Source organism: Telluria sp. RB2R28 (assembly GCF_059685835.1).
In genome coordinates this window covers 327,953-351,794 of record NZ_JCASIK010000001.1, presented here as the reverse complement: position 1 = coordinate 351,794, position 23,842 = coordinate 327,953, and the positions used below count along the sequence as shown (strand labels likewise).

Annotated in this window: 23 protein-coding genes; 13 read left to right on the top strand and 10 right to left on the bottom strand. The window is 64.7% G+C overall.

The window, feature by feature from the left end; all coding sequences use genetic code 11:
* Positions 1-72: 72 nt before the first annotated feature.
* Positions 73-657: an oligoribonuclease gene (orn, locus tag AC56LV_RS01555; protein ID WP_183550437.1), complete on the bottom strand. Its 585-nt coding sequence runs from the start codon at positions 655-657 to the stop codon at positions 73-75.
* 47 nt (positions 658-704) lie between these two features.
* Between orn and AC56LV_RS01550 the strand changes: the two genes are divergently transcribed.
* The 5 genes from AC56LV_RS01550 to AC56LV_RS01530 all read left to right on the top strand — a co-directional run bounded on the left by AC56LV_RS01550 (position 705) and on the right by AC56LV_RS01530 (position 5,572).
* Positions 705-1,967 carry a M48 family metallopeptidase gene (locus AC56LV_RS01550; RefSeq protein ID WP_332529788.1) on the top strand — a complete coding sequence of 421 codons (1,263 nt, stop codon included), beginning with the start codon at positions 705-707 and terminating at the stop codon, positions 1,965-1,967.
* The gene (locus tag AC56LV_RS01545; protein ID WP_499555500.1) at positions 1,964-2,308 is read left to right on the top strand and encodes a 4a-hydroxytetrahydrobiopterin dehydratase; all 345 of its coding nucleotides are present in this window, start codon (positions 1,964-1,966) and stop codon (positions 2,306-2,308) included. Before AC56LV_RS01550 ends, AC56LV_RS01545 begins: the two co-directional genes overlap by 4 nt.
* Positions 2,305-3,219, top strand: a complete 915-nt coding sequence (gene rsgA, locus AC56LV_RS01540) for a ribosome small subunit-dependent GTPase A (RefSeq protein ID WP_332529786.1) — start codon at positions 2,305-2,307, stop codon at positions 3,217-3,219. The genes AC56LV_RS01545 and rsgA overlap by 4 nt, the downstream gene beginning before the upstream one ends.
* An 84-nt stretch (positions 3,220-3,303) precedes the next feature.
* Positions 3,304-4,227 carry an ornithine carbamoyltransferase gene (gene argF, locus AC56LV_RS01535; RefSeq protein WP_499555498.1) on the top strand — a complete coding sequence of 308 codons (924 nt, stop codon included), beginning with the start codon at positions 3,304-3,306 and terminating at the stop codon, positions 4,225-4,227.
* Between the two features lie 112 nt (positions 4,228-4,339).
* Positions 4,340-5,572 carry an argininosuccinate synthase gene (locus AC56LV_RS01530; protein WP_258836058.1) on the top strand — a complete coding sequence of 411 codons (1,233 nt, stop codon included), beginning with the start codon at positions 4,340-4,342 and terminating at the stop codon, positions 5,570-5,572.
* A gap of 132 nt (positions 5,573-5,704) precedes the next feature.
* Here the strand turns inward: AC56LV_RS01530 and AC56LV_RS01525 are convergent, their stop codons facing one another.
* The 3 genes from AC56LV_RS01525 to AC56LV_RS01515 all read right to left on the bottom strand — a co-directional run bounded on the left by AC56LV_RS01525 (position 5,705) and on the right by AC56LV_RS01515 (position 8,855).
* A complete protein-coding gene (locus AC56LV_RS01525; protein ID WP_499555496.1) occupies positions 5,705-6,730 on the bottom strand; it encodes a porin in 1,026 nt (341 codons plus the stop codon).
* A gap of 89 nt (positions 6,731-6,819) precedes the next feature.
* Positions 6,820-7,809 (bottom strand): tripartite tricarboxylate transporter substrate binding protein, encoded by a 990-nt coding sequence (locus AC56LV_RS01520; protein WP_499555494.1) that lies wholly within the window; start codon positions 7,807-7,809, stop codon positions 6,820-6,822.
* A 128-nt stretch (positions 7,810-7,937) separates the two neighbouring features.
* Positions 7,938-8,855, bottom strand: coding sequence for a LysR substrate-binding domain-containing protein (locus AC56LV_RS01515; RefSeq protein WP_499555493.1), 918 nt, complete (start codon positions 8,853-8,855; stop codon positions 7,938-7,940).
* A 111-nt stretch (positions 8,856-8,966) separates the two neighbouring features.
* On the opposite strand from AC56LV_RS01515, the gene AC56LV_RS01510 reads away from it, so the two are divergent.
* Genes AC56LV_RS01510 through AC56LV_RS01495 form a run of 4 tightly spaced genes read left to right on the top strand, consistent with a single transcriptional unit; the run spans position 8,967 to position 12,710 of the window.
* On the top strand, positions 8,967-10,058 hold the full coding sequence (locus tag AC56LV_RS01510; RefSeq protein ID WP_499555491.1) for a 4-oxalomesaconate tautomerase: 1,092 nt from the start codon (positions 8,967-8,969) through the stop codon (positions 10,056-10,058).
* Entirely contained in the window at positions 10,055-11,077 is a 1,023-nt protein-coding gene (locus tag AC56LV_RS01505) for an amidohydrolase family protein (RefSeq protein WP_499555489.1), read from the top strand. The genes AC56LV_RS01510 and AC56LV_RS01505 overlap by 4 nt, the downstream gene beginning before the upstream one ends.
* Before the next feature lies 1 nt (position 11,078).
* On the top strand, positions 11,079-11,789 hold the full coding sequence (gene ligK, locus AC56LV_RS01500; protein WP_499555488.1) for a 4-carboxy-4-hydroxy-2-oxoadipate aldolase/oxaloacetate decarboxylase: 711 nt from the start codon (positions 11,079-11,081) through the stop codon (positions 11,787-11,789).
* Between the two features lie 3 nt (positions 11,790-11,792).
* Positions 11,793-12,710: an amidohydrolase family protein gene (locus AC56LV_RS01495; protein ID WP_499555486.1), complete on the top strand. Its 918-nt coding sequence runs from the start codon at positions 11,793-11,795 to the stop codon at positions 12,708-12,710.
* A 19-nt stretch (positions 12,711-12,729) separates the two neighbouring features.
* On the opposite strand, the gene blaOXA (AC56LV_RS01490) is transcribed toward AC56LV_RS01495, so the two are convergent.
* From blaOXA (AC56LV_RS01490) to murB, 6 genes are all read right to left on the bottom strand, one after another.
* Positions 12,730-13,506 (bottom strand): class D beta-lactamase, encoded by a 777-nt coding sequence (gene blaOXA, locus AC56LV_RS01490; RefSeq protein ID WP_499556765.1) that lies wholly within the window; start codon positions 13,504-13,506, stop codon positions 12,730-12,732.
* Positions 13,506-14,369, bottom strand: a complete 864-nt coding sequence (gene bla / locus AC56LV_RS01485; RefSeq protein ID WP_499555484.1) for a subclass B3 metallo-beta-lactamase — start codon at positions 14,367-14,369, stop codon at positions 13,506-13,508. Before bla ends, blaOXA (AC56LV_RS01490) begins: the two co-directional genes overlap by 1 nt.
* Positions 14,370-14,378: 9 nt before the next feature.
* Entirely contained in the window at positions 14,379-16,094 is a 1,716-nt protein-coding gene (gene blaOXA / locus AC56LV_RS01480; protein ID WP_499555482.1) for a class D beta-lactamase, read from the bottom strand.
* Positions 16,091-16,474 carry a BlaI/MecI/CopY family transcriptional regulator gene (locus tag AC56LV_RS01475; protein WP_258836062.1) on the bottom strand — a complete coding sequence of 128 codons (384 nt, stop codon included), beginning with the start codon at positions 16,472-16,474 and terminating at the stop codon, positions 16,091-16,093. The genes blaOXA (AC56LV_RS01480) and AC56LV_RS01475 overlap by 4 nt, the downstream gene beginning before the upstream one ends.
* A 92-nt stretch (positions 16,475-16,566) precedes the next feature.
* Positions 16,567-17,274, bottom strand: a complete 708-nt coding sequence (locus AC56LV_RS01470; RefSeq protein ID WP_499555480.1) for an SDR family oxidoreductase — start codon at positions 17,272-17,274, stop codon at positions 16,567-16,569.
* A 10-nt stretch (positions 17,275-17,284) separates the two neighbouring features.
* The gene (gene murB / locus AC56LV_RS01465; protein ID WP_499555478.1) at positions 17,285-18,301 is read right to left on the bottom strand and encodes a UDP-N-acetylmuramate dehydrogenase; all 1,017 of its coding nucleotides are present in this window, start codon (positions 18,299-18,301) and stop codon (positions 17,285-17,287) included.
* Positions 18,302-18,444: 143 nt separating this feature from the next.
* On the opposite strand from murB, the gene AC56LV_RS01460 reads away from it, so the two are divergent.
* The 4 genes from AC56LV_RS01460 (at position 18,445) to fdhD (ending at position 23,774) form a co-directional block, all read left to right on the top strand.
* Positions 18,445-18,930, top strand: coding sequence for a YajQ family cyclic di-GMP-binding protein (locus tag AC56LV_RS01460; RefSeq protein WP_183550398.1), 486 nt, complete (start codon positions 18,445-18,447; stop codon positions 18,928-18,930).
* A gap of 178 nt (positions 18,931-19,108) precedes the next feature.
* Positions 19,109-20,377 (top strand): nitronate monooxygenase, encoded by a 1,269-nt coding sequence (locus AC56LV_RS01455; protein WP_499452917.1) that lies wholly within the window; start codon positions 19,109-19,111, stop codon positions 20,375-20,377.
* 215 nt (positions 20,378-20,592) lie between these two features.
* Positions 20,593-22,920 carry an FdhF/YdeP family oxidoreductase gene (locus AC56LV_RS01450; RefSeq protein ID WP_499555476.1) on the top strand — a complete coding sequence of 776 codons (2,328 nt, stop codon included), beginning with the start codon at positions 20,593-20,595 and terminating at the stop codon, positions 22,918-22,920.
* On the top strand, positions 22,917-23,774 hold the full coding sequence (fdhD, locus tag AC56LV_RS01445) for a formate dehydrogenase accessory sulfurtransferase FdhD (RefSeq protein WP_499555474.1): 858 nt from the start codon (positions 22,917-22,919) through the stop codon (positions 23,772-23,774). Before AC56LV_RS01450 ends, fdhD begins: the two co-directional genes overlap by 4 nt.
* The last annotated feature ends 68 nt before the right edge of the window (positions 23,775-23,842 follow it).

Below are 23,842 nucleotides of genomic sequence, written 5' to 3'. Positions count from 1 at the left end.
CCGGATTGCAGCTTTTCCGGTTTGACAGTGACCCTTGCGCAACTTTACAACTCTCGCATTCCCGTCAAGGCATCACAGCTTAATGAAGTGCTCACGGTAGTAGCGCAGCTCTTCGATCGACTCGACGATGTCGGCCAGCGCCGTGTGCTTCTGGTGCTTCTTGAAGCCGGACGCCAGCTCGGGCTTCCAGCGGCGGCACAGTTCCTTCAGCGTCGACACGTCGAGGTTGCGGTAATGGAAGAACGCTTCGAGCTTCGGCATGCCGCGCGCCATGAAGCGGCGGTCCTGGCAGATCGAATTGCCGCACATCGGCGACTTGTTTTTCGGCACGTACTGCTTGAGAAATTCGATCAGTTCGACTTCGGCCTGGGCTTCGGTCACGGTCGACGCCTTTACGCGGTCGATCAGGCCCGACTTGCCGTGGGTGCCCTTGTTCCAGTTGTCCATCTTGTCGAGTGTTTCATCCGACTGGTGGATCGCGAACACCGGGCCTTCGGCGATGATGTTCAGGTCGGGATCGGTGACGACGACGGCGACCTCGATGATGCGGTCGTTGTCCGGGTCGAGGCCCGTCATTTCCATGTCGAGCCAGACCAGGTTGAATTCATTGGGCCGCTGGGGCGTGCCCGGCACTGCGGAAGGTGTCGCTTGTGACATAATTCTCTCTTTGCCTAATCAATCCTGCATTTTCTCACAGGCACAGAATGTCTTCATTCGCGTTTTCGGTTTTGTTCGTCGTTTTCCTGCTGCTCACCTTGTCGCTGCGCACCTGGCTGGCCGCGCGCCATATCCGGCATATCGCGCGCCACCGCGCCAGCGTGCCGGCCGAGTTTGCGCCGAAAGTGCCGCTCGCGGCGCACCAGAAAGCGGCCGACTACACCGTCGCCAAGACCCGGCTCGGCCTGATCGGCACGCTGTGGGGCGCCATCGTCCTGATCGGCTTCACGCTGATGGGCGGCCTGCAACTGCTGTCGCTGGCGATCCTGCCGTTCACCGGCCCCGGTCTGATGCACCAGCTGGTGCTGGTCGTTGCCTTTGCCGTGATCGCCAGTGTGCTCGATCTGCCGCTCGACTGGTACCGCCAGTTCGTCCTCGAGCAGCGCTTCGGCTTCAACAAGATGACGCCCGGCCTGTGGTGGGGCGACCTGATCAAGAGCACGTTCGTGGGCGCGCTGATCGGCCTGCCGCTGCTATGGGTCGTGCTCAAGCTGATGGAAGCAAGCGGCTCGCTGTGGTGGCTGTACACGTGGTTCGTCTGGAGCGGGTTCCAGCTGTTGATGATCGCGTTCTACCCGACCGTGATCGCGCCGCTGTTCAACAAATTCACGCCACTGGCCGATGTCAGCCTCAAACAGCGCATCGATGGCTTGATGACGCGCGTGGGCTTTGCGTCGCGCGGCCTGTTCGTCATGGACGGCAGCAAGCGCAGCGCGCACGGTAATGCGTATTTCTCGGGCTTTGGGCGTGCCAAGCGCATCGTGTTCTTCGACACGCTGCTGTCGCGCCTGGAGCCACAGGAAATCGAAGCGGTGCTGGCGCACGAACTGGGCCACTTCAAGCTGCGCCACATCGTCAAGCGCGTGGCCACGATGTTCGCGATCTCGCTGGCCTTCCTCGCCCTGCTCGGCTACCTGAAGGGCCAGGCCTGGTTCTATACGGGCCTGGGCGTGCTGCCGTTCATGAACGCGTCGAACGACGGCATGGCGCTGATCCTGTTCATCCTCGTGCTGCCGGTGTTCACGTTCGTGCTCGCGCCGCTGAGCTCGATCACGTCGCGCAAGCATGAATTCGAGGCTGATGCCTTCGCTGCGCAGCACACCGACCACCGCGACCTGGTGTCGGCGCTGGTGAAGATGTACGAAGACAATGCGTCGACGCTGACGCCCGATCCGCTGCATTCGGCATTCTATGATTCGCACCCGCCGGCGTCGGTTCGGGTCAAGCGCCTGACGATGGCGGCCGCATGAATCTGACGCCGCCACTCACGTCGCGCCATTGCACGCGCAAGGCAGCCGCGCTCGACGCAGCTGTCATCGCCACGCTGCTGCACGACGTGCCCGGCTGGAGCGTGGCCGACAACGTCCTGGCACGCACCTTCACGCTGCCCGACTACCGCGCCACGATCGCATTCGTCAACGCGGTGGCAACGCTGGCCGAACACGAAGACCATCACCCTGAGATGACGGTCGGCTACACCACCTGCCGCGTCAGCTGGACCACCCATTCCGCGGGCAGCACGCTGTCCGACAACGACTTTATCTGCGCCGCGAAAGCCAATGCGCTGTACCTCAACCAGGAAACCGCATGAGCGCATCCCCCACTGAACTGACCGGCACCATCATCGCGGCCCACGGCCGCCACTACCTGGCCGACATCGACGGCGAAAAACTGCAGTGCGTCACGCGCGGCAAAAAGACCAATGTGGCCGTGGGCGACGTCGTGCACGTGGTCAGGACGTCCGAGAACCAGGCCGTGATCGAGCGCATCGCCGAGCGCACCACGCTGCTGTACCGCTCCGACCAGTACAAATCCAAGCTGCTGGCGGCGAACATCTCGCGCCTGTTCGTCGTGATCGCCACCGAGCCCGGCTTTGCCGACGACCTGGTGTCGCGCTCGCTGGTGGCATGCGAAGCGGCCGGCATCGAGGCGCACCTGATCCTCAACAAGACCGACGTGACGGACCTGCTGCCCCGCGCGCGCGAACGCGCTGCACAGTATGCGCGCCTCGGCTACCCGGTGCACGAGGTCTCGGCCCAGGCGCATCCTGAAGAAACGGTCGAGATCCTCAAGCCGCTGCTGGCCGGCCAGTCGTCGATCTTCATCGGCCAGTCGGGCATGGGCAAGTCGTCGCTGATCAATCTTTTGATCCCGGACGCCGACATTGCCGTGCGCGAAATCTCGGCCGCGCTCGATACCGGCAAGCACACGACGACGTTCACGCGCCTGTACTGGCTGCCGGAAGTCGATGGCAAGGCCGGGGCGATCATCGATTCGCCGGGCTTCCAGGAATTCGGCCTGTACCACTTGAGCGAGGGCATGTTAGAACGCGCCTTCGTCGAGTTCAAGCCGTACCTGGGCGGCTGCAAGTACTACAACTGCCGCCACCTGGCCGAGCCGTTCTGCGCCATTCTCGACGCCGTGGCAGCGGGCAAGATCTGGAAGCACCGCCATGAACTCTACGGGCAATTGCTGCACGAATCGGCACAGACCCTGTATTGAGACCCTGACTACTTTCCCTAACGGAAAGAAATCCCCCTTATAATTCAAGGGACAAACATCGCAGCAGACACGAGCAGACTTATGATGACGAGCCCCCCACCGATCAAGCACTTCCTGCAGTTTTCCGACTTCACGCGCGACGAGTTCGAATACGTCATCAAGCGCGCGGCGATCATCAAGCGCAAGTTCAAGGCCTACGAGGTGTACCACCCGCTGGTCGACCGCACGCTGGTGATGGTGTTCGAAAAAAGCTCGACGCGCACGCGCCTCTCGTTTGAAGCCGGCATGCACCAGCTGGGCGGCGCCGCCATCTACCTGAACACCCGCGACAGCCAGCTCGGCCGTGGCGAACCGGTGGAAGACGCTGGCCAGGTGATCAGCCGCATGTGCGACATCATCATGATCCGCACCTTCGGCCAGGACATCATCGACCGCTTCGCCGCCAACTCGCGCGTGCCGGTCATCAATGGCCTGACCAACGAACACCACCCGTGCCAGGTGCTGGCGGACGTCTTCACGTTCCACGAGCACCGCGGCTCCATCGCCGGCAAGACGGTCGCGTGGATCGGCGACGCCAACAATATGCTGTATTCGTGGCTGCAGGCAGCCGAAGTCTTCGGCTTCCACCTGAACGTCGCCACGCCAAAAGGCTACGAGATGGACCCGAGCCTGGTCTCGACCACGCGCTACACGCGGTTCGACAACCCGTCGGATGCCTGCGAAGGCGCGCACCTGGTCAATACCGACGTCTGGACCAGCATGGGCTACGAAAAGGAAAACGCCGAGCGCATGAAAGCGTTTGACGGCTTCATCGTCGACGAAGCCAAGATGGCCCGCGCCGCGAGCGACGCACTGTTCATGCACTGCCTGCCAGCGCACCGCGGCGAAGAAGTGGCCGCCGAGGTCATCGACGGCCCGCAATCGGTCGTCTGGGACGAAGCCGAAAACCGCTTGCACGTGCAAAAAGCCCTGATCGAGTACCTGCTGCTCGGCCGTATCGAAGATTGATTTTTACCCCTGAAGCTTGATCGTTGGCCGTCCATCCCGGCGCTTGCCGGGATGGATTTGCGAGCCAGCTGACCATTACTCCTCTACCCTCCCTCCATCACTGGAACATCCCATGAGCGACATCAAGAAAGTAGTACTGGCCTATTCTGGCGGCCTCGACACCTCCGTCATCCTGAAATGGCTGCAAGACAATTACGGCTGCGAAATCGTCACCTTCACCGCCGACCTCGGCCAGGGTGAAGAACTGGAACCGGCACGCGCCAAGGCCATCAAGTTCGGCATCAAGCCAGAGAACATCTATATCGACGACGTGCGCGAAGAATTCGTGCGCGACTTCGTCTACCCGATGTTCCGCGCGAACACCGTGTACGAAGGCGAATACCTGCTGGGCACGTCGATCGCACGGCCGCTGATCGCCAAGCGACTGATCGAGATCGCCAACGAAACCGGCGCCGACGCCGTCTCGCACGGCGCGACCGGCAAGGGCAACGACCAGGTACGTTTCGAGCTGGGCGCGTATGCGCTCAAGCCGGACGTCAAGATCATCGCTCCATGGCGTGAATGGGACCTGCTGTCGCGCGAAAAACTGCTGAAGTACGCAGAAGACGCGGGCATCGCAGTGGACATGAAGCACAAGAACGGCGGCGCGCCGTACTCGATGGACGCCAACCTGCTGCACATCAGCTTTGAAGGCCGTCACCTGGAAAACCCGAGCGCCGAAGCCGAGGAATCGATGTGGCGCTGGACCGTCTCGCCGGAAGCGGCGCCGGACGAAGCGGAATACCTGGACGTCGAATTCGAGCGCGGCGACATCGTCGGCCTGAACGGCAAGCGCCTGTCGCCTGCCGCCGTCTTGACCGAGCTGAACCGCCTGGGCGGCAAGCACGGCATCGGCCGCCTGGACCTGGTGGAAAACCGCTACGTCGGCATGAAGTCGCGCGGCTGCTACGAAACCCCGGGCGGCACGATCATGCTGCGCGCGCACCGCGCCATCGAATCGATCACGCTCGACCGCGAAGTGGCGCACCTGAAGGACGACCTGATGCCGCGCTACGCATCGCTGATCTATAACGGCTACTGGTGGGCGCCGGAACGCGTCGCACTGCAGACGCTGATCGACCACACGCAGGCCACGGTCAACGGCTGGGTGCGCATCAAGCTATACAAGGGCAATGTGATCGTCGTGTCGCGCGATTCGAAGACCGATTCGCTGTTCGACATGAACATCGCGACGTTCGATGAAGATGGCGGCGCGTACAACCAGGCCGACGCTGGCGGCTTCATCAAGCTCAATGCGCTGCGCATGCGTATTGCGGCGAAGGCACGCGCCAAGCGCGGGCAGTAAGTTCTTTCGCAGGCGTAGGGTGGACGGCTAGGGCGTCCACGCGTTCAGATCAAGCTGATATCGTGGTGCACGAAGTTTGTTTGAACGCGTGGACGGGAAACCCGTCCACCCTACGATATTTACTGCTGTCGTTCAGAACACGTGGCGCAGCCCCAGCGCAATGCTGTTGCCGCCATCAAACCCCGTCTGCTTGTCGCGCATATAGATCGCATACACGTCGGTGCGCTTCGACAGGAAATGGTCATAGCCGAACGAGGCGGTCCGGCGCACATTGACCGGCACCACCGCGCGCGTACGCTCCGAGCGCGCAAATTCTGCCAGCACGGCGCCCTGCGCAGTGACCGGCACCTTCAGGCCCAGATCCCAGGTCCGCGTTTCATTGACCGTACCGTCGGCCGACGAGCGCACCATCGCGCCATGCAGTTTGGCCACCTTGAAGTCGTTGGCGGCGCCGAGCAGATACCCTTTCTGCTGCGTCAGTGGCGCCGTCACCGGCACCCGGAAGCGCTGCGCGGACGCCACCGCTGTGAACGCGCCCTTGACGTAATTGGCATGCAGGCCGACGTTCGCGGTGCCGGTGCTGCCGGCGGTTTCGCCGGCGCCGACGATCACATTGGCAAGCAGGCCGTTCGTACGCGGCGTGGTGTATTGCAGCGCATTGTTCCAGACCGTGTCGCCGATCAGTGCGCCGTTATAGCTCGCCACGAACGAATGCAGCACCAGCGGCGAAAACACCACCGAAATACCGAACGGGCTGACCATCCCCATATTGATGTATGTGGGATTGGTCTGGCGCCCCACCGTTACCCGGCCGAAGCCGCCTTCGATGCCGACGTACGCATTGCGCGAGAACAGCGGGTCGTTCACGCTGCGGCCCTGGGCGCCGGTATCCGCCTGGAAGAAGCTCTCCAGCGCGAACAGTACCTTGTAGCCGCCGCCCAGATTCTCCGAACCGCGCACGCCGATGTACGAGGTTGTCAAGCCGCCATGGCCCAGCATCGTCACGGCTTTCGGGTCGCCGCTGCGTTCAAGCTTGGCGCCGTAAGCGCCGATCAGTCCGTACATCTGGATCGACCCGGTGTCCTGGGCGAGTGCCGGGCACGAAATGCCGGCCGCAAGAAGGCCTGCGCCGAAGCGCATGCAATGTAACTGTTTCATGGTGTGGTATCTCTGTTGAGAATGGGGGGCACGCGTGGCGTGCCGCTACCGGGCGTCCATGGACGCCTCGGGTGCAGGGTGAGACCGGGTTACTGCTTTTCGATGCCGGCTTTGACGATCACGGCGCCCCATTTGGCGATGTCGCCCGTCAGCAGCGTGGTCGTTGCGGCCGGCGTGCTTCCCTGCGCGACGATGCCCAGACCAAGCAGACGCGTCTTCACATCGGGGATGGCAACCGCGGCATTGATCTCGCGGTTCAGGCGATCGATGATCGGTTGCGGCGTTTTGGCAGGCGCGGCCAGCCCATTCCAGCTCGTCGCCTGGTAATTTGGCAGACCGCTTTCGGCCACGGTGGGCACGTTCGGCAAGCCGGCAAAGCGCTTGGTCGATGTCACGGCGAGCGCCTTGAGCGTGCCGGCCTTAATCAGCGGCATGGCCGGGCTGAGAATTTCGAAGGCCACGTCGAGCTCACCCGTGGTGGTGGCGGTCAGCACTTCCGGCGAGCCTTTGTACGGTACGACCAGGGCGTCCACACCGGCCATGGACACGAACAGTTCGGCCGCCAGATTCTGCGTGCTGCCACGGTTGATGGACCCGACATTGAGCTTGCCCGGATTGGCCTTGGCGTAGGCGATCAGTTCCGCGACCGATTTGACCGGCAGCTTCTGGTTCGCCACCAGCGCCAGGTCGAAGTAACCCAGCGTCGAGATCGGCGCGAAGTCCTTCTGCGTGTCGTAAGGCAGCTTCTTGAACAAATTGGCGCTGACGGCCGTGCCGTTACTGATCAACAGCAGCGTGTAGCCATCAGGGCGGGCCTTTGCCACGGTGCTGGCAGCAACGACGCCGCCGGCGCCGGGCCGGTTCTCGACGATGATGGGCTGCTTCATCGACACCGCCATCTTCTGCGCGACCATGCGCACCGTGAGGTCGGCCACGCCGCCCGGACCGAACGGCACCACGATGGTAATGACTTTCCTTGGATAGCCGGCGGCGTCGGCAGCAGCAGTAGCAGCGGCGCTCGTGCAAAGGCCAAGCGCGGCAAGGCCGATGGCCAGCCATTGTTTGTTTTGCAAAATCATAGATTGTCTCGGTTGTCAGTGCAGCGCTTTGGTAGCGCCTGTTGTGAATGGATACTGCGAGCGGCCATTATTGAATTCTGTCCACAGCCCAACAACCACGTGTGACACCTATCAGCTATCGCATTCTGTTATAGCTCGGCCGTGTCAGGACGCTGCAGCACCGCGCGCGCGATGCGCTCGAGCATGTCGAGCGTCGCTTGCTGGGTGCTGGTTGCAGGCCGGTCGGCACTGGTGGCCATCGACAGCAGTGGATACAGGCCCGGATTGACGATCCGTCGCAGCGTGAAGCGCTCCGGCTGCGCCGCCGTCAATACCGCGTGCGGCGACAGGATGGCGCAGCCCACGCCATCAGCCACCAGATCGAGAATCGTGGCGACGCTGTTGACTTCCATCGCGATGCGCGGCTGGGCACTGATATTGAGCAGCGCCGTCTCGACATGCATGCGTAGCGCGTTGGGCCGTCCAGGAATGATCAAGGGGTAGCGGGGGATATCGGCCAGCTCGACCAGATCGCCGGGCGCAAGTGGGTCCAGACGCCCCTGCACCAGCAGCAATTCGTCCTGCAACAGCGGGTGCAGGTCGATGCCGGGCGTTGGCAGCGCGTTGTAGACCAGAGCGATGTCGAGCTGGCCGGTCAGCAGCGATTCCTGCATTGTTTTCGACAGGCCGTCGACGATCGCCAGCGTGGCGTCGGGCATCCGCACCTTGAACTCACGCGTCAGCGGTACGGCCAGGATGCGGCCCAGCGTCGGTGGCAGGCCGACGGCCACGCGCCCGGCAAGCGAGCCTCGCACCCGCGACAATTCTTCTCGCAGGCGCTCCATCTGGTGCAGCACGCCCCGGCTGTGTTCGAGCAGCACCTTGCCGGCCTCGGTCAGCGTGATGCCGCGGCCATTGCGTATCAGGAGGTTCTGGCGCAACTCCACTTCGAGCAGGCGCACCTGACGGCTCAGCGCCGGCTGGGCAATGTCGAGCACGATCGAGGCGCGCGTGAAACTGCCCATCTCGGCCACACGGACGAAGTAGGAAAGCTGCTTCAGGTCCATCACCATACCCTCTTTTCTGTTTCAATCGTGCAGATGATATAGCAAGCTGCTATAGCTGGTAGATCGCGCGCGGCCTGTCCGGCGATGAACAGGCACGCCACAATCCATCCCATGCAAACACCCATTCCTACCCTCTTCATGCGCGGCGGCAGCTCGCGTGGCCCGTTCTTTTGCGAGGCCGACCTGCCGTCCGATACCGCGACACGCGACCGTGTCCTGCTGGCCGTGCTCGGCTCCCCCGACCCGCGCCAGATCGACGGCCTGGGCGGCGCACATCCGCTGACCTCGAAGGCCGGCATCGTGCGCAGAAGCACGACGCCCGGCGTCGACCTCGACTTCCTGTTCGTCCAAATTCAACCGGCCGGCGACAGCGTGGACAGCACCGCCAACTGCGGCAACATGCTGGCCGCCGTGGCGCCGTTCGCGCTCGAGACGGGCCTGGCCGCAGCGCAGGGCGACACCACCACCTTGCGTGTACTGACGCTCAACACCGGCATGCAATGCGACATGACCGTGCAGACGCCGGGCGGGCGCGTCGCCTACGAAGGCGATGCCCGCATCGACGGCGTGCCCGGCAGTGCCGCCCCGGTCGAGATCGCCTTTCTCGACACGGCCGGCTCGGTCTGCGCCAGCCTGCTCCCGACCGGCAACGTGCGCGACGTCATCGATGGCGTCGACGTGACCTGCATCGACAACGGCATGCCGCTCGTGATCGTGCGCGCCGATGCGCTCGGGCGCAGTGGCTATGAAAGCGTGGCCGACCTGAACGCCGACACCGCGCTGCGCATACGGCTCGAAGCGCTGCGCCTGGCGTGCGGCCACGCGATGGGCCTGGGCAACGTCAGCAGCAAGAACTATCCCAAGATGACGCTGATCGCCGCACCGCGTGACGGTGGCAGCATCAGCACCCGCAGCTTCATTCCCCACGTCTGCCACGATGCGATCGGCGTCCTGGCCGCCGTGACCGTGGCTACCGCCTGCATGCTCGACGGGTCGGTGGCCGATGATCTGGCTGTCGCACCTGCCGATGGCGGGCGGCTCTCGGTCGAGCACCCAAGCGGCGAGTTTTCGGTCGAACTCGACATCGATCCGGCCGATCCGCGCAACGTCGTGCGGGCCGCGCTGCTGCGCACAGCCCGCCTCATCATGCGCGGCGACGTCATGGTGCCCCATTCGATCTGGCAAAAAGGAACCACAGCATGATCATCGATATTCACGGCCACTACACCACGGCCCCGCCCGCGCTGGAAGCATGGCGCAAGCGCCAGATCACCGGCCTGGCCGACGGCTCGACGCCCTCGGCGAGCGAACTGCACATCAGCGACGACGAGTTGCGCGAAAGCATCATCGGCAACCAGCTCAGCAAGATGCAGGAAAGGGGCATTGACCTCACGGTCTTTTCGCCGCGCGCGAGCTTCATGGCCCACCACATCGGCAACGCGCAGACCAGCGCCACCTGGGCCGCGATCAACAACGAGCTGTGCCATCGCGTGAGCACGCTGTTCCCGGACCACTTCATCGGCGCGGCCATGCTGCCGCAGTCGCCCGGGGTCGACCCGGCGACCTGCATTCCCGAGCTGGAACGCTGCGTGAAGGAATACGGCTTCGTCGCCATCAACCTGAACCCGGACCCGTCCGGGGGACACTGGACCAGCCCGCCGCTGACCGATCGTCACTGGTATCCGCTCTATGAAAAGATGGTCGAACACGACATCCCGGCGATGGTGCACGTATCGACGTCATGCAATGCGTGCTTCCATACGACGGGCGCGCACTACATCAATGCCGACACGACCGCGTTCATGCAACTGCTCAGCGGCGACCTGTTCGCCGACTTCCCGACGCTGAAATTCGTCATCCCGCATGGCGGCGGGGCCGCGCCGTACCACTGGGGTCGCTACCGGGGCCTGGCGCAGGAAATGCAGAAGCCCCTGCTGCAAGACCACCTGCTGAACAATGTGTTCTTCGATACCTGCGTCTACCACCAGCCGGGCATCGACCTGCTCACCAGGGTCATTCCGGTCAAGAACGTGCTGTTCGCGTCGGAGATGATCGGCGCCGTGCGCGGCATCGATCCGGAAACCGGCCACTACTACGATGACACGCGGCGCTATATCGATGCGGCCAACCTGAGCCACGCCGAACGCGACCAGATCTACGAAGGCAACGCCCGGCGCGTCTACCCGCGCCTGGATGCCCTGCTTGCCGCCAAAGGACTGTGACATGAACCCGTCAATGACCTCCCCGCCCCTGCACACGCAGCTGGGCATCGTGAAACGCCATATCGTGCGCGCCGATGCCGCTGCGGTCGACCAGCTCGGCCGCCTCGGCAGCGCCACCGTGCACGAGGCGATGGGCCGCATGGGCCTGATGAAGCCATACCTGCGCCCGATCTACCCGGGCCAGGCCGCCGGCACCGCCGTGACGGTGTTGCTGCAGCCAGGCGACAACTGGATGATGCACGTTGCGGCCGAGCAGATCCAGCCCGGAGACATTGTCGTGGCGGCCGTCACGGCCGAGTGCAGCGATGGCTATTTCGGCGACCTGCTGGCCACCAGCTTCATGGCACGCGGCGCACGCGGCCTGATCATCGATGCGGGCGTGCGCGACGTGCGCGAACTGACCGCCATGGGCTTTCCGGTGTGGAGCCGTGCGATCAGCGCCAAGGGCACGATCAAGGCCACGCTCGGCTCGGTGAACGTGCCAGTGGTGTGCGCCGGTGCGATCGTCTGCCCCGGTGATGCCGTCGTTGCCGACGAGGATGGCGTGGTCGTCGTGCCGGCGGCCGACGTGGTGCGCGTGGCCGCCGCCGCCATCAAGCGCGAGGCGCTCGAAGCCGACAAGCGCGCGAAGCTGGCCGCCGGCGTACTCGGGCTGGACATGTACGACATGCGCGGCGCTTTAGCCCAAGCTGGACTCATCTACATCGACTAGGCCATGACCATGCACACCACCACCCCGGGCTGGCTTGAGCCGCACCCTGCCCCTGCCACCCCGCACTTCATCCTGCCGCCGGGCGCCGTCGACGCCCACTGCCACGTGTTCGGCCCGGCCGCCGTGTTCCCGTTCGCGCCGGAGCGCAAGTACACGCCGGGCGACGCCGGCAAGGAGGCACTGTTCGCGCTGCGCGACCACCTGGGCTTTGCCCGCAACGTGATCGTCCAGGCGACCTGCCACGGCGCCGACAACCGCGCGCTGGTCGATGCCTGCCAGGCCGCTGGCGGCCGGGCACGCGGCGTGGCCACCGTGCGGCGCGACATCAGCGATGACGATCTGACGCGCCTGCACGACGCCGGCGTGCGCGGCGTGCGGTTCAACTTCGTCAAGCGCCTGGTCGACGTGACCCCGGCCGACGAGCTGCTCGAGATTGCTACCCGCGTCGCCCGCTTCGGCTGGCATGTGGTCGTTTATTTCGAAGCGCAAGACCTGCCTGACCTGCGCGACCTGTTCGCGGCGCTGCCGACGATCGTCGTGGTCGACCATATGGGCCGGCCCGACGTCAGCAAGCCGGTCGACGGGCCGGAGTTCGGGCTGTTCCTCGACTTCATGCGCGGCCAGCCGAACGTCTGGTCGAAAGTCAGCTGCCCGGAACGGTTGTCGGTTTCAGGGCCGCCGGCGCTCGATGGCGAAGCGCACCCATATCGCGATGTCGTGCCGTTCGCGCGCCGCATCGTGGAGGAATTTCCCGATCGCGTCCTGTGGGGCACCGACTGGCCGCACCCAAATCTGAAGGAGCACATGCCGGACGATGGCTTGCTGGTCGACTTCATCCCCCATATCGCGCCGACGCTGGAATTTCAGCGCAAGCTGCTGGTCGACAATCCGATGCGCCTGTACTGGCCCGACCAGGGCTGAACGCCGGCGCGAGGCGATGCTACAGCAGCCCCAGCGACTGCAGCGCCGCTTTCGCCAGCGCCACGCGCTTGTCGGGCGCCCCGTCCGGGATGTCGATGTTCAGTGCGAACGTGTAGAGCTTGCCATCCTTCTTGATCCAGCCGACCCACCAGCCGATATCGGGCTGGCCGGGCCGCTTGCCCCAGCCGGTTTTCGCATACAGTTCGGCCGGGCCATCCTGGCGCGCAATCGCGCGCACCGCGTCCATGTGCACATTCTCGAACGGCAGCTGCCCCTGCGCCAGCTTGGCCAGGAATACCGTCTGTTCGAGCGCGCTGATGGCGAGCGGGCCATCGAGCCAGAAGCGGTCGACCACCGTGCCGGTGTCCATGTTCCCGTAATTCATGCGCACGAGCGCGCTGCGCATGCGGTCCAGGCCGATGCGCCGCGCGATTTCCTGGTAGACGGGCACGTTCGAGATTTTGATCGCTTCGCGCAAGCCCATGTCCCGGGCCCACTCGGGGCGGGCGACCGGCTTGCCGCCGTACGGCACGATCTCGTCGACCGAGGCCACGGCGCCCGTGCTCAGTGCGATCAGCGAGTTCGGGAGCTTGAAGGTCGACGCCGGGATGAACCGCTTGGCGGCGCGCTGGCGGTCGTGGCCCGTGTTGGTGTCCTGGGCCACGTCGTGCACGACGAACGTTCCCGTCACGCCCTCTTTCTTGAACAGCTGCGTGATGGCCGGGCTGTCGCGCCATTCGGTGGCCTGGGCGACGGCGCCGGATGCCATCAGGACGAGTGCAAGAACATGCTTGATCATTGGTCTGTTTCCTTGGTCAGTTGTGCGGCAAGACGCGCGCGCGCCTTGTCGGCATACGTGCGGCAGGCGGTGGTGTCGATGAAGGCGACGTGGCCCCGCGCAGCGCGCCTGGCGTAGCGCTGCCACAGGTCGCTGCCTTCCGGGTGCGCGGAGACCAGCACGTCGCACGGCAGGCCGGCGACCGTCGCGATCGAGCGTTCGAGGTCCGCGCGCGCCGTTGGGTAGGCCGGATGCCCACGGTAGCGGAATGGTCCGGCCGCGACGGCGTTCAGGCTGTCAGCGTACACCATGTGCGCCGTCCGGCCGCCTTCGACGGCGTTCCACGTCCAGCTCGCGCCGCCCTGCGTGTGGCCGGGCGTGGCGTGCATCGTCACGGCCAGCGGGCCGAGCTTGACGACGTCACCGTTGGCCACACCCCGCACGCGCCCGATTGGCGCCATGGGTGGCAGGTTGGTGTACTGCGGGTCGCCCTTGCTGGCCTGGCCGCTGCGCAGCACGGGAACGGCGGCGCTGCCGGCGAGCACCTCGGCCCCCGACAGGCGCTGCAGCTCGGCGATGCCGCCGGCGTGGTCGATATGCTCGTGCGAACTGAGGATCAGGCGGATGTCCTCGACCTTGAAACCGAGCTGGCGGATATTGCGCACGATCTGCGCGGGCGACTTGTCGCTGCCGCCGTCAATGAGGATGTGCCCCTCGTTCGACGTGATCAGGACCGCCGACAGCCCATGCGTGCCGACATAATAGGTGTTGCCGTAAAGGGCAAACGGTTCCTGCGGCGTGTTCCAGTCGTTGGCGACGGCTGGTGGCAGGCACGCGACGAGGCCAGCCGCGGCGAGTGCCAGGCTTGTATGTTTCATCATGACGATTCCTTATGTGGACGGTGACAGCGTGGCGAGCCTTCCCGGCAGCGCGCGCAGGAAGCGTTCTTTCAGGAGCGGCCCGGCCGCGCGGTCCGGGTCGCGCGGGCCAAATGTCTGGCGCGCGAAGACGACGGTGCGCCCGTCCCTGGTGGCCCAGCCGACGAACCAGCCCAGCGCGCGGCTGTTGTCCCCGGCCCCATCACCAGAGGCAGTGCCGGTCTTGCCGTACACCTGCCAGCCATCCGCCAGCGTGGGCAAGCGCAGCAGCTGCGCCGTCATGTCGAATGCGTGCGCGCTGACGGGCAGTTCGCGGTTGGCAACCTTGCGCAGAAATGCGGCCTGTTCACGTGGCGAGACCTGCAGCGACGAGGCGATCCAGGCGATATCGACGCCGCCGGTCAGGTCCTGGTTGCCGTAGTCGAAGCGGCCCACGTAATCCTGTACGCGGCGTTCGCCCAGCCGGCTGGTGACCTGCTGCGCGTACCAGACAGTCGAATTGCGGATCCAGCTCGTCGGATCGGTGGTGGCGCGCCACGATGGCTGCCAGTCGATATAGCCCGCCTTGAACGGCAGCGCCGGTGTGTGCGCGTCCTGCAGGATGCCGGCATCAAATCCCATCAGGCTCACGGCAATATTGAAGATCGACACCGGCGTGGTGCGTACGTCGCAGCGCCCTTCTTCGACCAGCACCTCCCCTGTGGCAGCATCGAGCATCAGCGTGCAGTCGAGCGTTTCCGGCGCATTGCCCCAGGCCAGCGCTGGCTGCAGGGCCAGATTGGCGCCGAACACCAGCGCCAGTGCAGCCAGGCCGGCGCAGCGGGCGCGGCCAGCATTCCGGGCGAGGACCGGCGTGCGGATCAATGCGACGCGCGCGGTCAGCGTGTCTGGCGCAACGCCGCCGAAGGCCAGCGCATTGGCCGGCGCCGCCTGGTACTGAAAGCGCAACTGCGCGACCAGCGCGGCCGCATACGCCTTGCGCTGGACCTGCGGCCGGCCGCGCAGCACGTCGCGGTCGCAGCCCAGCTCCTGGGCCCAGACCAGGCGCGCGCGCAGCAGGCGCATCGCCGGATTGAACCAGCACAGCGCCTGGAGCAGCGCGCAGGCGGCGAGCCACCATAGATCGCCCCGGCGCCAGTGCGTCAGTTCGTGGGCGATGATCAGGTCCCGCTGCAGCGGATCGATCGTGCGCAGGGCCAGCGGCAAGAGCAGGCGCGGCCGGAACGGGCCGACCAGCATCGGGGAGATGGGGGCGTCGACTTCGATAACAGGTGGCAATGCTGCGTCCGCTGGCAGGTGCGCACCGGCGCGCAGCAACTGCGCCAGCGCGCGCTGGCCATGGAACAGGCGCACAAGCATCCACAGCAGACCACCCGTGTAAGCCAGCGCCCATGCCCACGCGGTCCAGCTCAGCCACGATCGGTGTTCTGCCAACGCGCTGGTGGCACCGGCCGCCCGGGCGGGTAGCGCGACCGCGCCGGCGGTCGCGGGCGACAGGTCGACGTCGAACACGGGCAGCATGTGAAGTTGCTGCGCCTGCGGCAGCATCAGGATGATGAAGGTGGCCGCAAGCGCGACCTGCCCCAGCATCCACGGAGTGCGCTGCATGCCGAGCGCCGGCAGGTACCGCCGCGCGATTGCCAGCACGCCCCACACGGACAGGCCAGCGGCCAGGCAGCCGATGCTGGCGAACAGGAAGCGGATGAGCGTCGCGTCGAGCAGGTTCATGGCGCCGCGTCCTTGTCGACCGGCCAGTCGTTGAGCAATTGCTCCAGGCGCGCGAGTTCATCGTCGTCGACCAGCTTGCTGCCGGTGAACATATTGACCGGCAATGGCGTGTCGATCTCCATCACGCGCTTGCCAAAGTCATGGGCGAACGCGGCCAGCGTATCGACCTTGTCGCTGACTGCCGCATACACCTGCACGCCATGGCGCAGCTCCTGGCGCACCATGCCTTTGTCGAGCATGCGTTCGAGCGTCTTGCGGGTGGACGAATACGACCAGCCCAGTTCGGCCTCGACGGCATCGTGGATTTCACGCGCGCTGAGCGGTTGCTGGCGCCATAACGCCTTGAGGAGGCTAAGTTCGGAAATCGAGGGTACGGCCATGGCAACAATCCTTGACGTGACGCCAAATGTGACGCTTGACGCAATGATGCGACAAGTGTCGCACCCGCGTCAACAAGAACTTGCGATGACCTTCAGTTGCGCAGATCGTCGACCGCTTGGCGGCCAAAACCTGGTGCGAGCAGATAATCGGCGAGATTGCGCGCGCAGTCCTCGGGCGAGGTCAAGCCGCCCGTGTCCTTCAGCTCGACGAAGCGCTCGCGCAGCGGGAAGTTGGCGTCCGGCGTCGCGCGGATCGCTGCCTGCATATCGGTGTCGATGACGCCCGGTGCCAGGCTGACCTCCAGCACCCGCGGATCGCCGTCAAGCTGGACCGCGCGCGCATGCTGGTCGAGCGCCGCCTTCGTCGCGCAGTACACGGCCCAGCCAGGATAGGCATTGCGCCCTGCCCCGCTGGAAATGTGCAGGATGCGCCGCGTCGACCCGGGCGCGGCCTGCACGAACGCCGCGGCCAGCGCCAGCGGCGCGCCGACATTGAGCATCACCGCCTGCAGCACGGCTGCCGGATCCTGCGCGGCAAGCGAGCCCACCGGCGTGACGACGCCGGCGTTATTGACGAGATACGCCGCATCGGCGCCCGCAAGAAAATCGCGCAGCGCCGGCCCGGCGAGCCAGGCCTGCAATGCGGCCGGATCGGCCATGTCGACTTCGGCCTGTTCGATGCCGGCCAGCGCAGAGCGCCCGCGCGCCAGGCCCAGCACGGCCAGGCCGCGCGACTGCAGTTCGGCCGCGATGGCGGCTCCAAGGCCACGGGTGTGGCCGGTGACGATGACTTTTTTCATGAAGCGTTCCTTAGATGAAAACGGGTTCGGGTTCCAACATCACGCCATAGCGCGCCGCCACATCGGCCTGGATGGCTGCCGCCAGCCGGACGACGTCCTGCCCCGTGGCCCCGCCCAGGTTGACGAGCACCAGCGCCTGCTTGTGGTACACGCCGGCCGCGCCCAGGTGGCGGCCCTTCCAGCCGCACTGGTCGATCAGCCAGCCCGCCGCCAGCTTGAACGTGCCGTCCGGCTGGGTGTGGTGCACCAGGGTCGGGAACTGCGCAAGCAGGCGCGTACATTCCGAGTTTGATACCACCGGGTTCTTGAAGAAGCTGCCTGCGTTGCCGATCTCGCGCGGATCGGGCAGCTTGCGGCGACGGATCGCTTCGACCATCAGGCCGATGTCGTTCGGCGTGGGCGCCGTCAAGCCGGCGTCGCGCACCGCGTTTCCCAGTTCGGCGTAGCGCAGGTTTGGCTGCCACGCGCGCGGCAGTGCAAAGGTCACGTCCAGCACGACGAGATTGGCGCCGTCTGGATGCTTGAAGATGCTGTCGCGGTAGCCGAAGCGGCAGGCGGCCGCGTCCAGCGTGCGCGTGGCGCCGCTGGCCATGTCGTAAGCGGTGAGGCTATGGAATACGTCCTTGGTTTCAACGCCATACGCCCCCACATTCTGGATAGGCGCCGCGCCCACGGTGCCAGGTATCAGCGAGAGGTTTTCCAGCCCGCCGATGCCCTGCTCAAGCGTAAAGCGCACGAAGCCGTGCCAGTTTTCACCGGCCTGGGCGCGCACGAGGATCTTGCCGGCCTCTTCGCCCAGCACCTCGCGGCCCTGCCCCGTCATGTGCAGCACCAGGCCATCGACGTCGCGCGTGAACAGCAGATTGCTGCCGCCACCAAGCACCAGGCGCGGCAAGGCAGCCAGCGCCGGATCGGCACGCACCGCGGCCAGTTGTTCGGCGCCATCCACGCGCAGGTAGTGGCGCGCGCGGGCGGGAATGCGGAAGGTGTTGAACGTGTCGAGCGGCTGGTCGTGAATGAGAGGCATGATGTAACGGCGTAAAAGTGTCGTTTCATTATAGTGGTTCGTGCATTGCCGGCTTTCCACACGGGTGAAACGGTCGCGATTCGGGTCGCCGTCCGCTAAAATAGAGGGATTCATCTACATGCAATACATAAAAAGGACACCCCATGCCATCATTTGATGTCGTCTGCGAAGCAGACATGGTCGAAGTAAAGAACGCGGTTGAACAATCGAACAAAGAAATCACGACCCGTTTCGATTTCAAGGGCAGCTCGGCCAATGTCGAGCAAAAAGACAAGGAACTGACGCTGTTTGCCGATTCCGACTTTCAGCTGACCCAGGTCAAGGACGTCCTGATCAACAAGATGGCCAAGCGCAAGGTCGACGTACGCTTTCTGGACGAAGGCAAGGTCGAGAAAATCGGCGGCGACAAGGTCAAGCTGGTGATCAAGGTGCGCAACGGTATCGAAACCGACGACGCGAAAAAAATCACCAAGCTGGTCAAGGAAAGCAAGATGAAGGTACAAGCGAGCATCCAGGGCGAATCGGTGCGCATCACCGGCGCCAAGCGCGACGACCTGCAGACGGCCATGGCCATGCTGCGCAAGGACGTGCAGGACCTGCCGCTGGCCTTCAACAACTTCCGCGACTGATCGGTATCAGCGCGTTGCAACGGGCCGGCATGACCGGCGCTGGCACAGGGCGATCCGTGGACAATGTGTCCGCTGAAGCCTTGTAACGCTTGGAGTAAAATGGCGCCGTGCGTCGACCAGGGGTCGACTACTACGCACCGCAGCCACTCCGGGCAGATTAGGTAGTCTAAGGATAGCAATGAAACGTGTTGATGATTTCCGCCTGCGCATGGGCAACAAGGAATACGTGCCCATCATGATCGGCGGAATGGGTGTGGACATTTCGACGTCCGAGCTGGCGCTGGAAGCAGCCCGCCTGGGCGGAATCGGCCATATCTCCGATGCAATGTCGCAAGACGTGTCCGACCGCAAGTTCGACACCACGTACGTCAAGGAAAAAACCAAGACCTACAAGTTCAACATCAACAACATGAACAAGGCCGTGGTCCAGTTCGATCTGGATCACCTGGCCGAGGCCACGCGCCGTCATGTCAGCTCGACCATGGAAGCGAAGAAAGGCGATGGCCTGATCTACGTGAACTGCATGGAAAAGCTGACCATGAACGCGCCCAAGGAAACACTGCGCGTGCGCCTGGCGTCGGCGCTGGATGGCGGCATCGACGGCATCACGCTGTCGGCCGGCCTGCACCTCGGTTCATTCGAGCTGATCAAGGATCACCCGCGTTTCCGCGATGCGCACCTGGGCATCATCGTCTCGTCCGTGCGCGCGCTGCAACTGTTCCTGCGTAAAGTCTCGCGCCTGGACCGCAAGCCCGACTTCATCATCGTCGAAGGTCCGCTGGCCGGTGGCCACCTGGGCTTCGGCATGGATGACTGGAAGCAGTACGACCTGCACACGATCATGGACGAGATCCATGCGTTCGTGAAGGCCGAGCAGCTGGGCATCCCGGTGATTGCCGCCGGTGGCGTGTTCACCGGTTCGGATGCCGTCAGCTTCCTCGAAAAAGGCGCAGGCGCCGTCCAGGTCGCCACGCGCTTTACCGTGACCACCGAATGCGGCCTGCCCGACGACGTCAAGCAGGAATACTTCCGTGCCAGCGAAGAAGACATCGAAGTCAATGGCATCTCGCCGACCGGCTATCCGATGCGCATGCTCAAGAATACGCCGGCAATCGGCTCGGGCATTCGCCCGGGCTGCGAATCGTATGGCTATCTGCTCGATGCAACCGGCAACTGCTCGTACATCAATGCCTACAACCGCGAGGTGCAGGCGCATCCGGAACTGAAAAAAGTCACGGTGATGGACAAGACTTGCCTGTGCACGCACATGCGCAACTTCAATTGCTGGACCTGCGGCCATTACACGTACCGCCTGAAGGACACGTCGCATCTGCTGGCCGATGGCAACTACCAGATCCTGAGCGCCGAGCATGTGTTCAAGGATTACCAGTTCAGCGTCAACAACGAGATCGCCCTGCCGGAAAAGCAGGAGATCGTCGCGGCGTAAACGCGCGGCGTAAGCCCGACTTTCGCTGTTGCCGCTTCGCACGGCAACTACTAAAACGTCATTCCTGTCGGCGCGGAAATGACGTTTTTGCGTTTACACCCGATTGAACCGCCTTGTCCCGCCCCTGCCCCGTGATCACCGCTGAATGTGCGCAGGCGCACCGAAGCCGTCTTGCATGAACGTTACGGTAACCATTCCATCAGCGGGAGCGAGCAATGAGCGAAGAGAAAAAGCAGGTCCGTATTACCAAAGCGACGATGCCGGCCGGCGGCTGGGGTTCGGTTGGCGACGTCAGCACGATCCTGACCGACCAGAATGTCGTCGTCAAAGACACGGGCTTGCTGCTCAAGCAAAACAAGCCGGATGGCTTTGCCTGCGTCAGCTGCGCCTGGGCCAAGCCGGCCAATCCGCATCCCTTCGAATTCTGTTCCAGCGGCGCCAAGGCCACCGCCTGGGAGACCACCAGCAAATCCATCGGCGCCGACTTTTTCCAGCGCCATACCCTGACCGAGCTCGAAGGCTGGAGCGATCATGCGCTGGAAGACCATGGCCGCCTGACCACGCCGCTGCGCTACGACGCCGCCAGTGACAAATACCTGCCCGTCGACTGGGACGTGGCCTTCAGCGAGATCGGCGCCGCGCTGCGCGGCTTCGATCCGAAGCAGGTCGTGTTCTACGCATCGGGCCGCGCCTCGCTGGAAACGTCGTACATGTACCAGCTGCTGGCGCGCATGTACGGCAACAACAACCTGCCGGACAGCTCGAACATGTGCCACGAAAGCACGTCGGTCGGCTTGCAAAAGACGATCGGCGTAGGCGTAGGCACGGTCCAGCTGAGCGACTTCGAGGATACCGACTGCATCCTGTTCTTCGGCCAGAATGTAGGCGTGAACAGCCCGCGCATGCTGCACCAGCTGCAGGAGGCGCGCAAGCGCAACGTGCCGATCATCACCTTCAACCCGCTGCGCGAGCGCGGTCTGGTGAGCTTCACCAATCCGCAGTCACCACTCGAAATGCTGACCAGGCAAGAAACGGCCATCTCGACCCAGTACCACCAGGTCAAGCCAGGTGGCGACACGGCCGTCATCATGGGCATGTGCAAGGCAATCTTCGCCCTTGACGATGCGGCGCTGGCGGCCGGCGAGCAGCGCGTGATCGACATCGCGTTCATCCAGGAACACACCAACGGTTTCAACGACTTTGAACAGGCCGTGCGCGCCTGCTCATGGGAAGCCATCGAGCGCGAAGCGGGCCTGTCGCAAGCGGCGCTCGAAGAAGCGGCGAGCGTGTATGCCAGGTCAAGCGCGGTGCTGGGCGTGTATGGCATGGGCCTGACCCAGCACCGCAACGGCGTGCAGAACGTGACGATGCTGGTCAACCTGCTGCTCTTGCGCGGCAATATTGGCAAGCCGGGCGCCGGCATCTGCCCGGTGCGCGGCCACTCGAACGTGCAGGGCCAGCGCACGGTCGGCATCACCGAAAAACCCGAACTGGCGCCGCTCGACAAGCTCAAGGAACAATTCAACTTCGAGCCGCCGCGCGACATGGGCCTGACGACGGTCGACGCCTGCGAAGCCATCATCAAGCGCGACCTGCAGGGCTTCATCGGCCTGGGCGGCAATTTCCTGCGCGCCGTGCCGGAAACGGTGCTGATGGAAGCGGCCTGGCGCGAACTGCCGCTGACGGTGCAGATCGCTACCAAGCTCAACCGCAACCACGTCATCCACGGCAAGGCGGCTTACCTGCTGCCATGCCTCGGCCGGATCGAGATTGATCGCCAGGGTTCGGGCGACCAGTCGGTGTCGGTCGAAGACAGCACGTCGCACATGCACGGTTCGCGCGGGATGACCGAGCCGGCCGCGCCCGGCCTGCTGTCCGAGCCGGCGATCGTGGCCGGCATCGCCAAGGCGACGCTGGCGCCCAACCCCACTGTCAACTGGGATGCCTGGGTGGCCGACTACCGCGTCATCCGCAAGGCGATGGGCGTGACCTTCCCCGAGATCTTCAAGGACTTGAACGAGCGCATGTGGACGCCGGGCGGCTACCGCAAGCCACTGGCCGCCGCCGAGCGTATCTGGAAAACCGAGAGCGGCAAGGCCGAATTCACGGTGCCCGAAGAACTGCCGGGCAACCCGAACATGCCGGGCGGCCCCGACATCCTGCGCCTGTTTACGATCCGCAGCGACGGCCAGTTCAACACGACCATCTACAGCAATGATGACCGCTTCCGCGGCGTGCACGGCAGCCGCATGGTGCTGTTCATGAACGCAGCGGACATGGAACGCTATGGCCTGGGCAAGGGTGACGTCGTGGCGCTGCGCACGCATGCGGACGATGGCGTGAATCGCCGCGTCGAAGGCTTGCAGATCGTGCCCTACGATGTGCCGTCCGGCTGCATCGCCGGATATTACCCGGAATGCAATCCGCTGATTCCGCTGTGGCACCACGCGAAGGAGAGCAAGGTGCCGGCAGCCAAGGCCATCGATGTGCTTCTCGAGCGCAGTCACTCAGTGGCAACGAGCGCGGCACCGAGCGTGGCATGAACGCGCGCACGCCCTTCCCCGGTGACGGCGGGCCGGATTATCCGGTCGCCAGCAGCGTGCCGGCGGCCTGCTGGCAGGCCGGCGCGAGCGAGGCGCTGGCTGAGGTGCTGGCCGAGGAAGTGCCGGTGGCGCTCGTCTACAACGGCATCAGCCACGCCGTGATGCTGGCTTCGCCCCAAGACCTGGAAGACTTCGCGCTGGGGTTTTCACTGTCCGAACGCATCGTGCGCCAGGCGGCGGACATCCGCGACATCGCCATCGAGACGGGTCCGCACGGCATCACGCTGTCGATGGACATTGCACCCGGCGCCATGGCGCGCCTGAAGGAAACGCGGCGTGCACGCACCGGCAAGACCGGTTGCGGCCTGTGCGGCGTGGACAGCCTGGCCTGGTTCGAGCGCGAAACGGGCCTGCTGGACGCCCGCGATGGCGGCGCGCACGGCGTGGCGGCGCAGTTTGCGCCCGATGCGCTGCACCGCGCAATGGCAGCGATGGCGGCGCGCCAGCACCTGCACCTGGCAACGGGCGCGGTGCACGCGGCGAGCTGGGCCGACCGCGACGGCGCGCTGCTTACCGTGCGCGAAGACGTCGGCCGCCACAATGCGCTCGACAAACTGATCGGCGCGATCGCGCACGATGGCGTGCCAGCCGATAGCGGTTTCGTCGTCGTGACCAGCCGCGCCAGTTTCGAGATGGTACAAAAGACCGCGCGCGCCGGGATCGCCGTGCTGGCCGCCATCTCGGCGCCGACGGCCATGGCCGTGCGCCTGGCCGATGCGGCCGGCGTCACGCTGGCCGGCTTCGTGCGCGCCGGTCGCCACGTCGTCTACAGCCACCCGCAGCGCCTGACCTGAGCGCAGACCCCTGCGCACGCCGAACGCGCGCCGCGCGACAACGATGTTGAACGGGTATAAGCTGAAAG

Bases quoted from the DNA above. Each gene is read 5' to 3' on its own strand.
- AC56LV_RS01550 (WP_332529788.1), top strand. From the start codon at position 705: ATGTCTTCATTCGCGTTTTCGGTTTTGTTCGTCGTTTTCCTGCTGCTC.
- AC56LV_RS01530 (WP_258836058.1), top strand. From the start codon at position 4,340: ATGAGCGACATCAAGAAAGTAGTACTGGCCTATTCTGGCGGCCTCGAC.
- AC56LV_RS01510 (WP_499555491.1), top strand. From the start codon at position 8,967: ATGCAAACACCCATTCCTACCCTCTTCATGCGCGGCGGCAGCTCGCGT.
- AC56LV_RS01525 (WP_499555496.1), bottom strand. From the start codon at position 6,730: ATGAAACAGTTACATTGCATGCGCTTCGGCGCAGGCCTTCTTGCGGCC.
- orn (WP_183550437.1), bottom strand. From the start codon at position 657: ATGTCACAAGCGACACCTTCCGCAGTGCCGGGCACGCCCCAGCGGCCC.
- AC56LV_RS01495 (WP_499555486.1), top strand. From the start codon at position 11,793: ATGACCATGCACACCACCACCCCGGGCTGGCTTGAGCCGCACCCTGCC.
- fdhD (WP_499555474.1), top strand. From the start codon at position 22,917: ATGAACGCGCGCACGCCCTTCCCCGGTGACGGCGGGCCGGATTATCCG.
- murB (WP_499555478.1), bottom strand. From the start codon at position 18,301: ATGCCTCTCATTCACGACCAGCCGCTCGACACGTTCAACACCTTCCGC.
- ligK (WP_499555488.1), top strand. From the start codon at position 11,079: ATGAACCCGTCAATGACCTCCCCGCCCCTGCACACGCAGCTGGGCATC.
- argF (WP_499555498.1), top strand. From the start codon at position 3,304: ATGACGAGCCCCCCACCGATCAAGCACTTCCTGCAGTTTTCCGACTTC.
- AC56LV_RS01475 (WP_258836062.1), bottom strand. From the start codon at position 16,474: ATGGCCGTACCCTCGATTTCCGAACTTAGCCTCCTCAAGGCGTTATGG.
- AC56LV_RS01455 (WP_499452917.1), top strand. From the start codon at position 19,109: ATGAAACGTGTTGATGATTTCCGCCTGCGCATGGGCAACAAGGAATAC.
- AC56LV_RS01450 (WP_499555476.1), top strand. From the start codon at position 20,593: ATGAGCGAAGAGAAAAAGCAGGTCCGTATTACCAAAGCGACGATGCCG.
- rsgA (WP_332529786.1), top strand. From the start codon at position 2,305: ATGAGCGCATCCCCCACTGAACTGACCGGCACCATCATCGCGGCCCAC.
- AC56LV_RS01470 (WP_499555480.1), bottom strand. From the start codon at position 17,274: ATGAAAAAAGTCATCGTCACCGGCCACACCCGTGGCCTTGGAGCCGCC.
- bla (WP_499555484.1), bottom strand. From the start codon at position 14,369: ATGATGAAACATACAAGCCTGGCACTCGCCGCGGCTGGCCTCGTCGCG.
- AC56LV_RS01545 (WP_499555500.1), top strand. From the start codon at position 1,964: ATGAATCTGACGCCGCCACTCACGTCGCGCCATTGCACGCGCAAGGCA.
- AC56LV_RS01520 (WP_499555494.1), bottom strand. From the start codon at position 7,809: ATGATTTTGCAAAACAAACAATGGCTGGCCATCGGCCTTGCCGCGCTT.
- AC56LV_RS01460 (WP_183550398.1), top strand. From the start codon at position 18,445: ATGCCATCATTTGATGTCGTCTGCGAAGCAGACATGGTCGAAGTAAAG.
- AC56LV_RS01505 (WP_499555489.1), top strand. From the start codon at position 10,055: ATGATCATCGATATTCACGGCCACTACACCACGGCCCCGCCCGCGCTG.
- blaOXA (WP_499555482.1), bottom strand. From the start codon at position 16,094: ATGAACCTGCTCGACGCGACGCTCATCCGCTTCCTGTTCGCCAGCATC.
- AC56LV_RS01515 (WP_499555493.1), bottom strand. From the start codon at position 8,855: ATGGACCTGAAGCAGCTTTCCTACTTCGTCCGTGTGGCCGAGATGGGC.